Below are 15185 nucleotides of genomic sequence, written 5' to 3' on the forward strand. Positions count from 1 at the left end.
GGCGAGGCGGGTGCGGCGGCAGAAGCGGGGCGATCGCAGACCAGAGGTCGTCGGGAAGAAGCGGGCGAGCCATACCACCCCAACGCCCAACAGACCCGATCGTGCCGTTCTGTTAGGCGCTCTAAATAATGGATAATATGCTCTAATATAAAGTTGTGGCGCTTCTATTTAACGAAAAAGGACCGTTGCCTCGATGTTTGCTGGCCGCTCAATGGCCGTGAAACTCTTGGAAGCTCTAGCAGGTAGTCGATGATCGTGGCAAGTCGAGCTGTCAGGACATCCTTCAGCTGCTGCGCTAATCAACGATACAAGTAGCGAAAACTTTCGGGGCTTCGCTGCTACCATAAGTGACGGGTGCCTTAAGATGTTGGGGGCCCGCAGCGAGCAGCATTCCAAGGGCCGGTTCGCCTTTATGCCCCGCGTGGAGGCGGGCACCCATCACTGACGCGTTAGGAGCGTCAGTGATGGGTGTTCGAGGGGCGTCCTGCTGCTAGGTGCCCTTGCGCTGCCTCGTCGGTCCTGGGGCAAACCGGACCCAGCGCGACAGCTTCAGCCTACACAGAGCAGCCCCGCTGTTGCTTGGGCTCATGAGCGCAGCCAGATGCTCCTCATGCGGACCTTCGAACTGCCTCCCGTGTTGATGACAGGGGTTAAGGCCGCCCCGTCGGCTTCCGACTCGTGCCCGGTCAGGCGCACGAACTGCCCAACGCCCTCCAGCTGCTCGACCAACGCCCGGGCGTGCCCGAGTGGCTTGTAGCCGACCGCGGCTATTCCAGCCACGGCTTCCGAGAAGCGACCGGGACTGCCGGAGCACGGCCGGCGAGCCCGAACAAGAGCAACGGGGCTACGGTCGCTTGTTTTGACTGGATCTAGATCAACCGCAACATCGCCGAGCACCTGTGGGCGCACCTGAAGGAGTGGCTCTCCATTGCCACCCTCTACGATAAGACCAATGCCGGCTTCGTGAGTATCATCTGCCTCGCTTCTGCATTGCTGTAGATCGAGTGACAAGAGGCTGTCGCCCCAACACATGGCTCTCATCGTCGCCAGAGGCGGGCGATCCCGGCATTCAGCGTCACCGTCAGGATGATCGTGACCGCCGTGAGCAGGAAAGCCAATGCGGCACCGAGAGGCCAGTTCGACTGCTGGAGAACCTGATCGGCCACGGCGGGCGCCATCATCTGGAAGGTCGGGCCGCCGAGGAGGACCAGGGTGGCGTAAGCGTTCATCGTGAGGATGAACGACAGGACCGCCGCCGCCATCACGCCCGGCAGGGCCTGCGGCAAGGTCACGAGGCGCCAAGCCTCGAACGGCGTTGCGCCGAGGCTCAGGGCCGCGTCACCCGCCGTCCCGTCGATGCCCTCGAGGACGCTCTCCAGGGTGAGCACGACGTAGGGCAGGTTCACGGCCACGATGCCCGCGCAGACCGCCCCCCAGGTATACATGAGGCTGGTGGGCTCCGTCGTGATGCCGAGCCCCATGAGGGCCCAATTCAGCACGCCCTTCTGCCCGAGGGCCACCATCCAGCCCGCGGCGCGCACGGCGTTGCCGACGAAGAGGGGCAGGATGATCATCAGGAGAAGGGGCGTCTTCCATCGCGCCGGTGCGCGGGCGATCGCCGCGGCGACCGGGAACCCGGCGACGAGGCAGAGCACGGTCACCACGACGGCCATCGTCACGGTCGTGCCGATGACCCGGCGGTAATACGGGTCGGCCAGGATCTTGAGGTAGTTGGCCCCCGTCAGGGCTTCGACCATGAACTGCCCGGGCTCGAACCGGTTCAGGCTGTAGCGTCCCATCAGCAGAAGGGGCAGCACGAGGCCCGCGATGACGACCAGGGTCGCCGGCGTAAGAAGACCTGCCGCGTTCCGGCGTTCCGTGGTGGCAAGGCTCATCGTGGCGATCCGTGCGAGCTGTATCGGGGCCGGCCGCGGGATGCGCGGCCGGGTCGTGGCGCGGGTTTGGGGGCCTTCCAGATCTTGGTTCAGCCCTTGAATTCCTTGGTCCACCATTCCTGAAGCGAGGCGTCGGTCTTCGCCAGGTAGTCCTGGTTCTGCTTGAGGAACTCACTCTGCATCTCAGGCGGGAGCAGGACCTTCCCGGCGAGGTCGGGGGCGAGGGCGACGTTGCCGACCGTCGGGCCGTAGCCCATCTTCTGGGCGAAGGCCTCCTGGGGCTTCGGCTCGAGGGCGGCGTTGAGGTAGGCGAAGGCCGCCTCCTTGTTGCGGGCGTTCTTCGGCACGGCCATCTCGGAGACGTAGAGGACGACGCCCTCCTTCGGCACCGCGATCTCGATCGGGATGCCGGCCTTCTGCCACATCACGCCGCGGGCCATCCACATGATGCAGATCGCGCATTCCTCGGTCTTGAGGGCCTGCGCCATCGCCTCGTTGGTCGGATAGATCCGCACGCCCTGCTTCTTCAGCGCGAGCAGCTTGGCCTTGCCGGGCTCGTAGTTCGTCATCGAGCCGCCCGCCACCAGCGCCGCGGACTCGATCGTCGTCTGGTACTGGATGTCGATCACGCCGACCTTGCCGGCGTATTCCGGCTTCCACAGGTCGGCGTAGGAGGTCGGCTTGTCCTTGACGATCTTCGGATTGTAGAGGATCACCCGGCCCGTATACATGTGCGGGATGGAATACTTGCTCCGCAGCACGGGCAGGACGTGCTTGAGGTTCGGGACCTTGGCCTCGTCGAGCTCCTCGAGCGCGCCGTTGGCGAACATCTCGTAGGAGCCGGAGGCGGTGAGCGCGGCGATGTCCATCGAGCCGCGCGGCAGGCGACGCTCGGCCATGATCTTGGTCTTGCGCACGGAATCGTTGGCGGTGTCGTAGACGACGCCAACGCCCATCGGCTGCAGGATCGGCTCGGCGATGTTCTGCTGCAGGAGGTTCTGATAGTCGCCGCCCCAGGTTCCGACGACGACTTGGCCCGAGGGGGCCGCCCGGATCGGGTCGCGCCCGAGGGCGAGGGTGGCGAGACCCGAGCCGGCCATGAGGCCGAAGCGGCGGCGGGTAAGAAACGCGGTCATCTCAGGTCTCCTTCTTCTCAAACGTCACCGTGAAGCCCGACGCCCAGGGCCGGATCGATGCGGGCCGCCAGCGCCTGCCCGGGCTGCCACGCCCGGTCTCCGGCCGGCGTGACCACCGACAGGCGCTCGCCCGTGGAGAGGCGCAGGTCGACCTCCCAGCCGGCGCCGAGATAGGTCGCGGTCTCGATGGTGGCCGGCAGCCCCTCCGCGCCCTGCGCGACAAGGGTCACCGCCTCGGGCCGGATCATCAGGGTGTCGGCTCCCGGCGGCAGGTCCGGGGCCGGAAGGCGCAGGCCGGAGGCCGTGACGAAGCCGCCCGCCTCGGCGCGGCCGGCAAAGAAGTTCGCCCGGCCGATGAACGAGGCGACGAAGCGGTTGCGGGGCCTGCGGTAGATGTCGGCCGGGGTCCCGACCTGCTGCACGCGGCCCCTCGCCATCACCACGAGCCGGTCGCCGACGCTCATCGCCTCGTCCTGGTCGTGCGTCACCATGATCGTCGTGATGCCGAGCTCGGTCTGGAGCAGACGGAGTTCGGCGCGGACATCGTGGCGCAGCTGCGCGTCGAGGTTCGAGAGCGGCTCGTCGAGCAGCAGCACGTCCGGCTCGATGACGATGGCGCGCGCGATCGCCACGCGCTGCTGCTGCCCACCCGACAGGGCCCGCGGCAGGCGGGCGCCGAAGCCGTCGAGCTTCACCCGCGCGAGCGCCGCCGCGACGCGGGTGCGGATCGCCGCCTCGGGGACGCCGCGGCGGCGCAATCCGAAGGCCACGTTCTCCTCCACGCTCAGGTGCGGGAACAGCGCGTAGTTCTGAAACACGAGGCCGATGTTGCGCCGGTAGGGCGGCTCGTGCGTCACATCGCGGGCGCCGATCTCCACCCGGCCCGCGCTCGGGGCGACGAAGCCCGCGACCATGCGCAGGGTCGTGGTCTTGCCGCAGCCCGAGGGCCCGAGCAGCACCAGGAACTCGCCGTCGCGCACGTCGAGGGAGACGCCCTCGACCGCCGTCACCGCCTCGTAACGCTTGGCGAGGCCATCGATCCGGACACCGGCCATGCTCAGACCACCTTCCCGAGATTTGTGATGCGGCTCGTCGCCACGAGGGCGAGCCCGATCAGGGCGATCTGCACGACGGAGACGGCCGCGATGGTCGGGTCGATCTTCCACTGCAGGTATTGGAGGATCGCGATCGGCAGGGTGATCTGCCCCGGCGCGACCAGGAACAGCGACACCTCGATGTTGCCGAAGGAGACCACGAACCCGAACACGGCCGCCGCGACGAGGCCTGGCCAGATCATCGGCAGCGTCACCGTGAGGGCCGTGACGAGGGGGGAGGCCCCGAGGCTGAGCGCCGCCTCCTCCACCGACCGGTTCACGCCTACGAGGTTCGCGGTGACGAGGCGTACGCACCAGGGCACCGTCAGGAGCAGGTGGGCGACGACGAGGCCCCAGGACGAGCCCGAGAGCGGGAGGCCGGTCGCGATCTCCGCCTGGACCAGGAACACGTAGATCGACGCGCCGATCACGATGCCGGGCACGATGAGCGGCGACATCAGGAGCTGGAGGAGCGCCTCGCGGCCGATGAAGCGGGCCCGCGCCAGCGCGAAACTCGCCGGCACGGTGATGAGGAGCCCGAGCGCGGTCGCGGCCAGCGCGACCCACAGGCTGGTGAGGAAGCCGTCCCGCAGCTGCGCCTGGCCCCAGGCGACGGCGTACCAGCGCAGGGAATAACCCTCCGGCGGCACCGTCATGATCTCGTCGGCCATGAAGGAGAGCCAGACCACGAGGACGAGCGGAAGCACGATGTAGGCCAGCGTGACCGTGGTCGCCGCGTGGAGGGCGAGACGTCCCAGGACCTCCCCCGGACGCCGCCCGCGGATCGTCTCGCGGGTCATGCAAAGTCGCTCCTGTGGAGGTCATTCTTGTAGAAGCGGCCGCCCTTCATGATCACCGGGATGCGCGCGCCCTGCCCGTCGAGGAGGCCGATCTCGGTCAGCGGGTCGCCGTCCACCACGATGAGGTCGGCATAGGCGCCCGGCGCCAGGCTGCCGACCTGCCCCTCCAGGTGGCACAGGCGGGCGGCGATCACGCTCGCCGAGGCCAGGACCTCGTGGGCGGGCAGGACGCGCGCCCGGATGGCGAACTCCATCGACTGGTACTTGTGCAGGGGCCCGAGCAGGTCCGAGCCGTAGGCCATCGGCAGGCCGGCCTCGCGCATGATCGTCAGCGATTCCATGCCGCCCCGCCGCACGGTCTCGATCTTCGCCACCGAATCGGGACCGAGGCCGAGCGCCGCGCCTTCGAGCGCCAGCCCCTCGTAGGCGACGAGGGTCGGGCAGGCGATGCAGCCCCTCGCGGCCGCCAGCCGGGCGGTCTCGGGCTGGATCAGGTTGCAATGCTCGAGGGAGTGCACGCCGCATTCCACGGCCCGGCGGATCGCCTCGTCGGTGTAGAGATGGGCGGAGACGTAGGTGCCGGCGTTCTGCGCCTCCTCGACGGCCGCCCGGATCTCGTCGCGGGAATAGCCGAGCGCGTGGATCGGATCGTTCGGCGAGGCGACCCCGCCATTGGCCATGATCTTGATCAGGTCGGCCCCGGCGCGGATCTCGTCGCGGGCCGCGCGGCGCACCGCGTCGACCCCGTCCGCGAGGCGCCCGAGGGCGCCCAGACGCTCGTCGAAGGTGCCGCGATTGTCCGAGCGCGGGCGGAAGTCGGTATGCCCGCCGGTCTGCCCCAGCGCCTTGCCGGAGATCACCAGGCGCGGGCCGTCGATCAGTCCCTCCTCGACCGCCCGCTTGAGACCGTGATCGGCGCCGCCGACGTCGCGCACGGTGGTGAAGCCGCGCATCAGCATCCCGTTCATGATGCGCGCGGCGCGCAGGGCCGTGAGCGAGGAGGGAAGCGCCGCGTTCTCGGCAACGTTCACGCCCGAGGCGACCACGTGGACATGCGCGTCGACGAGGCCGGCCATCAGCGTCCGGCCCTCGAGGTCGATCCGCGCCGCGAGGCCGCTCGACAGGCGGGGCCCCACCTCCTTGATCCGGTCGCCCTCGACCAGGAGGTCGGTCCCCTCCTCGAGCGCGGAGGCGCCGGGAAAGAGGACCCGCCCGCCCGTGTAGAGAAACTGCGTCATGGCTTGACTCGGTCGCGAGAGGAGCGGTCACGGGCGGCGGGCGGGGATCGCTCGCCGTCATTCGGGCCGGCGCGCCGGCCCGCACCGGAGGGCGGCGCGGCGGCGCGCATCACGAGAGGCGATTCTTGACGAACGCGCCCTCCTTCATGATCACGTCGATGTTGCGCCCCTGATGCGTGAAGACGGTGGCATCGGCCGTCGGATCACCCTGGACGACGAGGATATCCGCGCAGTAACCCGGCGCGATCACGCCGATCCGATCGCCCATCATCATCATCTCGGCATTGACGCTGGTGGCGGAGATCAGCGTGTCGACGGGATCCTCGACCGTCGCCCGCAGGGTGAATTCTTCGCATTGATAGCTGTGCAGTTCGAGGCCGAGCAGATCGGTGCCGAAGCCGATCTTGACGCCCGCCTCCCGGGCGACCGACAGGCCTTCGAGACCGCGGTCGCGCACCTGGGCGATCTTGCGCATGCTCTGGGCGGAGAACCCGTACTTGTCGGCGAACTGGGTCAGGATGTCGGAGGCGACGAGGGTTGGGACGAGATAGGCGCCCTGCTCGTGCATGAACCGGGCCGACTCGGCGTCGATCAGGTTGCCGTGCTCGATCGTGCGCCCGCCGGCGGAGACGACGGCCCGGATCGACCGCGGCGTGTAGGCGTGCGCCATGACGTAGGTGTTCCAGGCCTCCGCTTCCTGGACGATGGCGCGCAGTTCCTCGTCCGAGTACTGCGTGTTCTCGATCGGATCGGTCACCGAGGCCGCCCCGCCCGATGCCATGATCTTGATGAAGTGCGCCCCTTTGCGCAGTTCGTCGCGCGTCGCCTCGCGCACCTCCGACACGCCGTCGGCGATGCGGGCGATCGCGCTGCCGATCCGGTCGTTGGACACTTCCTGGGGGCGCTTGAGGGTCGAGCGCATGTCGCCGTGCCCTCCGGTCTGGCTGAGCGCCAGACCCGAGATGTTGAGACGCGGCCCGCGGATGTAGCCCTCCTCGACCGCGCGCACGAAGCCCGCATCGGCGCCGCCGCCGTCGCGCACGGTGGTGAAGCCGCGCTCCAGCATGCCCTCCATGATGTGGCGCGCCTGCGCGTGGACGTAGGACGGCCACTGCTTGCCGGCGCTGAGATCGACGCTGGTGGCGATGATGTGGACGTGGGCGTCGATCAGGCCGGGCAGGAGCGTGCGGCCGCGGCAATCCACGCCGTGCGCATCGGCAGGTACCGCCGGGCTCTCGGACACCTCGACGATCAGGCCGTCGCGGACGACGACGCTGAGACCGTCACGAAGATCGCGGCCGATGCCGTCGAAGACGCGGGCGTTGCGAAAGACGATGGTCATGCTCGGGACTCCTGGGGTGCGTGGGTGGCGCAGGCTTCGAACACGAGGCGTGCGGCTGCCAGATCTTCGAGGGCCGTACCCACGCCCTTGAAGACGGTGATCTCGTCGTCCCGGCCGCGCCCGGGCTTCCGGTCACCGGCGAGTTGCGACAGGGTTGCGAGGATGCGGTCCGGCGTCAGGCAGCCCTCCGCCAGAGCCGACAGGATGTCGCCCGACTTGGCCGCAGCCTCCTCGGTGTCGACGAACACCCGCCCGCGGCGGAAGCACGCGCCGTCGGCCTCTCGCATCCGAGGTGTGAAGCTGCCGATCAGGTCGAGGTGAGATCCGGGCCGGAGCCACGCCCCGCGAACGAGCGGCGTGGTGGAGAGCGTCGCGCAGGAGACGATGTCGGCCTCGCGGACGGCTGCCTCGAGATCCGTCGCCGCCTGCGCCGGCAGGCCGGCGGCGCGGATTTCGGCCGAGAGCCGCTCGGCGCTCGCGGTCGTCCGGCTCCAGATCCGCACCTCGCAGATCGGCCGGACCGCCGCCATCGCGGCGGGCAGGAGGCGCGCGACGCGTCCCGCGCCCACGACGAGGAGCCGCGCGGCGTCGGTCCGCGCGAGATAGCGCGCCGCCAGCGCCGAGGCCGCCGCCGTCCGGGATGCCGTGAGGGCATCCGCGTCGAGGAGGGCGAGCGGCATGCCCGTGGCGGCGTCGAACAGCGCGTAGACTCCGTGCAGGCCGGGCAGGCCGCGCTCGGCGTTGCCGGGAGCGATGTTGATGACCTTGACGCCGTAGAGGCCGTCCGCCCAGGCGGGCATGATGAGGCTGACGATCGAGCCGGCGCCGTCGATCTCGTGCGTGTGCCGCGGCGGCACCACGGCCGGCGCTGCGAAGGCCTCGTCCAGGGCCGAGATCAGGCGGGGCATCGCGAGCGCGCGGTGGGTCGCGGCGGCGTCCAGGATCAGCACGGCCGGTCCCCTATCGCAGCAGGAAGCCGTGGCGCAGCGGGTCGTCCCGGTCGACCATCCAGGTCGCCTGGCCATAGATGGAGGCGCGGCCGGAGACTTCCGGGATGACGGCGGGCAGCCCCCCGAGCCGCGTCTCGCGCAGGACCCGGGCCGTCATTACCGAACCGACGATGGATTCGTTCACCAGGGTCGCGCCGAGCGGCAGCAGTCCCTTCGCGTAGAGCAGCGCGGCCCGTCCCGCCGTCCCGGAGCCCGTCGGAGAGCGGTCGAGCTGGCGGTCGGCGAAGATGCAGCAATTCGCCTGCGTCGCGGTCGACGCACGAGGCGCCCCGTCGATGATCGTGCCGTAGATGTGGTTCAGTTCCGGGATCTCGGGATGCACCACCGGAAACGCGGCGTTCGCCGCCGCCTTCACCTCCGCGCCGAAGCGGATCAGCGCCTCGGCGTTGTCCGGGCGGATGGCGAGGTCGAAGGGGCGGCCGTCGGTGTAGAAGTAGAAGGCGCCCCCGAAGGCGATGTCGCCGGTGACGCGACCAAAGCTCGGCGTCTCGACGCTCACGTCGGCATGGACGAGGTAGGACGGGACGTTGACGAAGCGGACGGACCCGGCCCGGCGCCCGTCCCAGGCCACGAAGGCCTCGATGAAGCCGCAGGGCGCGTCGATGCCGACCCGCGTCTCGGGCTCGCTCCGGGCCACCCAGCCGAGTTCCACCGCGGCGGTCGCGAGCGCGATCACCCCATGCCCGCAATGATCGCTGTAGCCCTCGTTGTGGACGAAGATCACGCCGAAGTCGGCCTCGGCCGAGACCGGCTCGGTCAGGTAGCCGGCGTACATGTCGGCGTGCCCGCGCGGCTCGAAGATCAGAGCCTGCCGGATCTCGTCGATGTTCGCCTTCACCCAGTCGCGGCGCTGCACGACGGTTCGGCCGGGAAACCGCGGAAGGCCGCTCGTGACGATGCGGAACGGCTCGCCGCCGGTATGCACCTCGACGGTCTGGATCATGCGTTCGACGTTCATGGGTGATCCTGGGAACTCAGCCTCTGCGGCAGCCGGGATGCGTCCGCGAGACGGATGGGTGATGGGAGGGCCGCGAGACGCACGGATGGCGCGGGATCGCCGTCCGGTCCGAACCATCCGAGGGGGTTGAGGAGGTGACCGCCGGCAAGGAGGCTCCGACGGGATGTCGGTATACACTCTTGCCGGAACCTTCTCCCTTGAGACCTGAGATCTCGATCGCCGTCCGATTTCGTATACGATATATCGCATGCCCTTCGCGAAGGTGAGAGTCAAGTGGCCGAAATCGCGAGAGCGGGACGTTGGAATGCTCCCGCCGCCCCCAGGTAGAGCGACCCCGTTCAGAACAGCCGATCGATGCATCCTCCCGGCTTCGAGCGCGGAAGTAGTGACTCTCATGTGCAGCAGGGCGCCGTGATGCCTATCCAGCGCGCTCTTTCTGCACTGTATGGCGTCAATCTGAGATCCGGCCGTAACACCTGCGGCTGCGCAAATTATGCCGGATCGGCACTTGACAAAAATTTCGCCGCGTTTTCGTATACGATCTACGATTGGTTGATCGAGCCGCAGGCGATGGTGCCGGCGATGTCGAGGACGCGTCCGCTCCGGCACGCGAAGCCGGGTCATATCGAAGCAGTGAAGGTGAGGATCATGGCCGATTCAAGCGGGTTGGATTGTCATGTCGGCAGAACCGAGCAAGGCACAGCAGTCCGACAGCGATCGATCGGCGCTGTGATCGGAGGGTCGCTGGGCAACATCGTCGAGTGGTTCGACTGGACGATCTACGCGACGCTCGCCGCGGTCTTTTCCCGGCAGTTCTTCCCGAGCGACGACCCGACGGTATCGGTGCTCGTGGCCTTCCTGGGCTTTGCAGGCGGCTACGTGATGCGGCCAGTGGGCGCGATTCTGCTCTCCCCCCTGGCCGACCGATACGGACGCCACCACCTGCTGTCGCTCACGATCATCCTGATGGGACTGGGCAGCCTGATCATCGGCCTCACCCCGTCCTACGCCTCGATCGGCATCCTCGCGCCGATCATGGTGATCATCGCACGCCTCGTGCAGGGCTTCTCGGCCGGCGGCGAATATCAGGCAGCGACGGTCTACATCGTCGAGAACGCCAAGCCCGGTCGCATCACGTTCTACAGTTCCCTGAACTACGTCAGCATCGGCTTCTCGATCCTGCTTGCGACAGGCGTCGCGGCCCTCATCACCAATACCATCCCCGAACCTGCTCTCAGCACCTGGGGGTGGCGCATCCCGTTCATCTGCGCGTCGCTCTTCTCCATCTACGGCTTCTACGTGCGGCTCAAGCTGCCCAGCACCGATTCCTTCGACAAGGTGAAGTCGGATGGAAAGATCAATCGCCAGCCGGTCCGGACCGTGCTGGCGAACTATCCGCGGCAGTGCCTGCTCATGTTCGGCATCGCGAGCTACACGGTGATCTACTATCTCTGGCTCGTCTACCTTCCGACATTCGCCAACCTCGTCGGAGGCCTGCCTCTCTCCCAGGGCTTCATCGGCGGGACGATCTCACTCGCAGTCTTCTGCGTCCTGCTGCCGGTCTGGGGGCTCTTGGCCGACAAGATCGGCCGCCGTACCGTTCTCATCGCCGCCTGTCTTCTCCTGGGCGCGCTCTGCGTGCCGCTCTACGGCGTCCTGAAATCCGGCAGCTTCGCGCTGTTCCTCATGGCGAACGTGGCGGGCTGCGCCCTCACCGCCATGATCAGCGCCGTGATTTCCCCGTTGAGCTGCGAACTCTTTCCGGCGGACGTGCGCACGACCGGCGTCGGCGTGCCCTACGCTTTCGCGGGTGCGATCTTCGGAGCGACCTCGCCGCTCATCACGACATGGTTCATCAGGATCGGGCACCCCGATTACATCGCCTACTACGTCATGCTGTTCTGCGGCCTCGTTCTCGCGGCCGCCGTGTTCCTGCCCGGCAAGGTCGGTCGCCGGGACAGCCTGTTTCAGGGCTGAACGCAGATCGGCGTCGGGTGGCGCCACAGACCGCAGAGGAGGCCACATGCAATCCGACGTCACGACACGCGATATCGACGCCCTGCTGCGGGCAACCGGACGGGCGGATCAGCCGGCGGCCTTCTACGCCGTGTTGCGGAGGATCCTGCAGGAGAAGCCGGGCTTCGTCTTTGCGACGCTGTTCGTCGTCCATGAGGGCGAGACCCTGCGCGTCTTCACGACCGAGGAGGCGCTGTATCCGGCCGGGATGCGTAAGCCGATGGGAGCCACCGACTGGGGCGAGCAGGTGATCCGGCAGAGGCGTTCGTTCCTGGCCACCGACGTTGCGGGACTGAGGCGCGCCTTCTTCGATCACGAGACGATCGTGGGGCTCGGATGCGGGTCGGCGATCGGCGTGCCGGTCGTCTACGACGGCCGCTGCCTGGGCTCGATCAACCTCAATCACCAGGAGCACGTGTACACGCCCGCTCACGTTGAGATGGTCGAGAGAGTGGCGCCGACCGTGGTTCCGGCCTTCCTCCAGGCCATCCATGGTCTGCAGCGAAACGGCTGAGGGCGCGACCGTCACCAGCCCTCCCGGGGGCGGCGGACACGTAGCAGGGCATTCGCCTTGCTACTTGCCGGAGCGAAGGGGCTGGCTCTTCAGGAGCGACTCGCCCGCTCCCATGATGTGGGTGTAGGTCAGGGCTGCTGCCAGGCTCGCATCTCCATTCCGGCAGGCATTCAGGATGGCGAGATGTTCCCCATCGGATTTCGCCTTGCCATCAGCCAGCGTTAACTGCACCCTGAGGTACCGCTCGATCCGGTCATGCACAGCGCGAATTTGCTGAAGCAGGAAAGGCCGGCCCGCATCCTCATACAGACTGGAATGGAAGTCCCAGTTGAGCGCCGACCACTTGAGCGTATCGTCATCGTTGAGAAATCGCTCGTAGCGTGAAGCTGCTTCCGCCAAGCTTGAAGCGGTCATTAAAGGCACAGAACGCTGGATGGCGGCAGACTCAAGGACAGCTCTGACCTCAAATATTTGGCCAATCTCTGGCTCAGAGAGCTGAGTTACGAAAACACCGCGATTGCGCCGAAATTCAACAAGTCCTTCCGCCTCAAGTCTTTTGAGGGCCTCGCGGACCGGGATTTTGCTTACATTGAATAGGCTGCCGATCTCGTCCTGCCGAATCGGTTCGCCTTCTTTGAGGCTGCCCTCAACGATCGCATTTCTCACGTGAGCTGCGATGACGTCCGATGAAGGTAGGATGTCGCCTAGATTGGGAAAGCTCGGCCTTACTGACAACAGAATGATCTCCGATTCAGCGATCGAGCGGCGCATTTTTTACCGCTGGCGGCCTACTCTAACACCGCGCGACAAATCGAGCAGCGAGACCTGGAGGATCATGCTCCAGAGCGTAGTGTAGCTGGATATGGCCCACTACGATGACCGGCAGGACCGGACTGGTCAGAGTGGTATGTTTGGCAGACTGACGATACGCTCATCGCTGACCGGCGCGAGCAGGCGGCGGGTGGTTGTACCAGTCGATCCACTCCAGGGGGCGTACTCCATCGCTCGTAGGAACGCCAGGGTCCACGCCGATGGAAGAGATCCGCGATCGTGGCCGCCGAGACTTGCCACTCCGTGCCAATAGCAGCTCTGGGCGGCCAAGCGGCCATCCCGGGGGCTCTGTTCGAAAGACCGTTTATGGCGCATCTCGGAAGTGGCGGGAGCACTTTGACGCACGGCAGCGGGTGCGCCCCGGCTGTCGGACCCGCGATCTTCGCCAAAACATCAACCAGACCAGGGGCAGGTGCCCACCCCCGGCCGTGTGGCGGCGGTGGTGGACTACCTGCGCCTACCCTCCCCCCCCTTACACCAACATGCCTGCGGTACCACCGCCGATGTGGACGACGGCTGCGACCGCCCCCTGGCGGACCGGCACCTCGACCGGCGACCACGCCGAAGCACCAGACAGACCACGTGCCTGCGCACCGCCAGCGTGGCAGGGAGCCAGGCCGCGCCGTCCCCCTTCGTCGTTCACTGCGCTGCCCTTTCCGGGAACCCCGGTCTAGCCGCACCCCCGCGGCTGTGACTCAGGGCCACCCCGATGGACATCCCCGCCCCCCTGCCGCTCGCCACCGCCGCCAACCCCGAACTCCTCGCAGCGGCCGCCCGCGACGTCCTCGACCCCTCCGGCCTCGGCCCAATCGACCGCGTGCCGCTCATCCCCGAGGCCGCCCGCCGCCGACACCACGTCTTCGTGCCCGCCGACCACCGCTTCAAGGCAGCCGCACGCTTCCTCCAGGCGCTCTGGCGCGAGGACCGCGGCCTCGCGATGGGCACCCACGTCAACCGCCGCCAACCGCACCGCCCCCGCCGCCTCGGCTCGCGCATCTCGACCGCGGCCGGCGCGCTCGGCGCCAACTTCCTTCATCCCGACATCATCCCGGTCGTCACGCGCGCGCTCGCCTACCGTGAGCCGGGCGCGGCCTACGACGTCGACCGTCTCAAGACCAACCTGCTGTCCTCGCAACCGCTGGCCTTCAACCTGTTCGGCCTGCTCGCCCGCGACCCGCAGCTCGCCACCCGCTTCGTCACGGAATTCCTGCCGGGGACGCTGACGGAGGTCACGGACATGTTGTTCGAGCACAGCCCGGGCCGCGGCGACCCGCGCTTCACCGCCGACCGCACCGCCTACGACATTGTCTTGCGTGGCCGGGACGCGACCGGCGCACGCGGCCTGATCTGCATCGAGATCAAGTACAGCGAGCCCGGCCACGAGCCCGCGCCCCCACCCCACCCGCGGCACACGCAGATCGCGCACGCCACCCCGGGCCTGTTCGTGGACCCGGACGCCCCAACCCTGACGAGCGCCACCTGTCAGCAGTTCTACCGCCAGCACTGCCTCGCGAGCGCGATGCTCACCGCCGGACTCGCCGACACAGCGACCCTGGCCTTTATCGCCCCCACCCACAACCAGTCCGCGCACGCCGCGGCGACGACCTACCGGCGCCACCTCACGGACCCGCAGACGGGCGCAATACCGTTCGTGCCCACGACGCTCGAGCACGCATTCGCGGCCCTAGCGACCGCCGGCCTCCCAGACCACGCCCGCGCGCTTCACCGCCGCTACACCGACTGGTGGCTCGTCGACGGCGAACTCAACCTCGCCGCAGCAAGCACACCTACTGACGCCACCGTGTCACCCATAACCGACACCTCGGCGTTGCGGCGCATGCCGACTCGAGCGCCACGCCGGCGCCCGAGCCATCCCCCAGGGCTGCCCGTCGCGCGCGCAGTCTGAACTCACCCGACCATCGACTGGGGCTGGCATACACTCGTCTCCCGCGCAACAGACCGGTGCAGCGCGCTTCAAGCAAACGCTACGTTTGCGACAGGGTGAACTGCACCCATTCACCCCAATCTCGCTTCCGGGACACAGGCACGGTTTACTCAGCCGCCACGGGATAAACAAGCAAATACAACCCCTGATGGCTTCGTGCAAGTGATGCTAAGGTACACTGTATCCAACTGCGCTACCATAGTTTATAAAATCGCCGTCGACCGACAGCGCCGCACCAGCGTCGGCGGCAGGCACAACTTACCTATTCCGCCCTTCCGTGCCTGCCAACGGCAGGCACCACTTCTCTGGCACCCATACGAATTCGTCCCGCAGCACTGGTGCGGCGTCCCACCCACCGGGCGCCACACAATGTTCACACACCCTTCGTCAGCTCTCTCACCACAAG

The 15185-nt window shown here is 67.5% G+C and carries 12 protein-coding genes and 1 pseudogene; 4 read left to right on the forward strand and 9 right to left on the reverse strand.

Annotation, left to right across the window (positions count from 1 at the left end):
* Window positions 1–654: 654 nt before the first annotated feature.
* A pseudogene (locus tag FF100_RS38765) lies at window positions 655–999 on the forward strand (transposase); the annotation flags it as partial.
* 38 nt (window positions 1000–1037) lie between these two features.
* On the opposite strand, the gene FF100_RS33970 reads toward FF100_RS38765, so the two are convergent.
* The 8 genes from FF100_RS33970 to lhpH form a co-directional block, all read right to left on the reverse strand.
* Window positions 1038–1895 carry an ABC transporter permease gene (locus tag FF100_RS33970; RefSeq protein ID WP_139040430.1) on the reverse strand — a complete coding sequence of 286 codons (858 nt, stop codon included), beginning with the start codon at window positions 1893–1895 and terminating at the stop codon, window positions 1038–1040.
* Between the two features lie 89 nt (window positions 1896–1984).
* A complete protein-coding gene (locus FF100_RS33975) occupies window positions 1985–3031 on the reverse strand; it encodes an ABC transporter substrate-binding protein (RefSeq protein ID WP_139040431.1) in 1047 nt (348 codons plus the stop codon).
* Between the two features lie 17 nt (window positions 3032–3048).
* Complete coding sequence (locus FF100_RS33980) at window positions 3049–4086, reverse strand: ABC transporter ATP-binding protein (RefSeq protein WP_139040432.1); 1038 nt, start codon at window positions 4084–4086, stop codon at window positions 3049–3051.
* A 2-nt stretch (window positions 4087–4088) separates the two neighbouring features.
* A complete protein-coding gene (locus FF100_RS33985) occupies window positions 4089–4925 on the reverse strand; it encodes an ABC transporter permease (RefSeq protein WP_139040433.1) in 837 nt (278 codons plus the stop codon).
* Window positions 4922–6163 (reverse strand): metal-dependent hydrolase family protein, encoded by a 1242-nt coding sequence (locus tag FF100_RS33990; protein ID WP_139040434.1) that lies wholly within the window; start codon window positions 6161–6163, stop codon window positions 4922–4924. Before FF100_RS33990 ends, FF100_RS33985 begins: the two co-directional genes overlap by 4 nt.
* A 109-nt stretch (window positions 6164–6272) precedes the next feature.
* Window positions 6273–7505, reverse strand: coding sequence for a metal-dependent hydrolase family protein (locus tag FF100_RS33995; protein ID WP_139040435.1), 1233 nt, complete (start codon window positions 7503–7505; stop codon window positions 6273–6275).
* Window positions 7502–8455, reverse strand: coding sequence for a bifunctional Delta(1)-pyrroline-2-carboxylate/Delta(1)-piperideine-2-carboxylate reductase (gene lhpI / locus FF100_RS34000; protein ID WP_171070449.1), 954 nt, complete (start codon window positions 8453–8455; stop codon window positions 7502–7504). Before lhpI ends, FF100_RS33995 begins: the two co-directional genes overlap by 4 nt.
* Window positions 8456–8465: 10 nt before the next feature.
* Window positions 8466–9473, reverse strand: coding sequence for a trans-3-hydroxy-L-proline dehydratase (gene lhpH, locus FF100_RS34005; protein ID WP_139040437.1), 1008 nt, complete (start codon window positions 9471–9473; stop codon window positions 8466–8468).
* 414 nt (window positions 9474–9887) lie between these two features.
* Between lhpH and FF100_RS34010 the strand changes: the two genes are divergently transcribed.
* Window positions 9888–11450 carry an MFS transporter gene (locus FF100_RS34010; protein ID WP_171070450.1) on the forward strand — a complete coding sequence of 521 codons (1563 nt, stop codon included), beginning with the start codon at window positions 9888–9890 and terminating at the stop codon, window positions 11448–11450.
* Window positions 11451–11496: 46 nt separating this feature from the next.
* The gene (locus tag FF100_RS34015; protein ID WP_139040439.1) at window positions 11497–12003 is read left to right on the forward strand and encodes a GAF domain-containing protein; all 507 of its coding nucleotides are present in this window, start codon (window positions 11497–11499) and stop codon (window positions 12001–12003) included.
* 60 nt (window positions 12004–12063) lie between these two features.
* On the opposite strand, the gene FF100_RS34020 is transcribed toward FF100_RS34015, so the two are convergent.
* Window positions 12064–12774 carry a GntR family transcriptional regulator gene (locus FF100_RS34020; RefSeq protein ID WP_171070451.1) on the reverse strand — a complete coding sequence of 237 codons (711 nt, stop codon included), beginning with the start codon at window positions 12772–12774 and terminating at the stop codon, window positions 12064–12066.
* A 769-nt stretch (window positions 12775–13543) separates the two neighbouring features.
* On the opposite strand from FF100_RS34020, the gene FF100_RS34025 reads away from it, so the two are divergent.
* Window positions 13544–14740: a PGN_0703 family putative restriction endonuclease gene (locus FF100_RS34025; protein WP_246102697.1), complete on the forward strand. Its 1197-nt coding sequence runs from the start codon at window positions 13544–13546 to the stop codon at window positions 14738–14740.
* Window positions 14741–15185: the final 445 nt, after the last annotated feature.

The organism is Methylobacterium terricola, from assembly GCF_006151805.1.
Lineage (GTDB): Bacteria > Pseudomonadota > Alphaproteobacteria > Rhizobiales > Beijerinckiaceae > Methylobacterium > Methylobacterium terricola.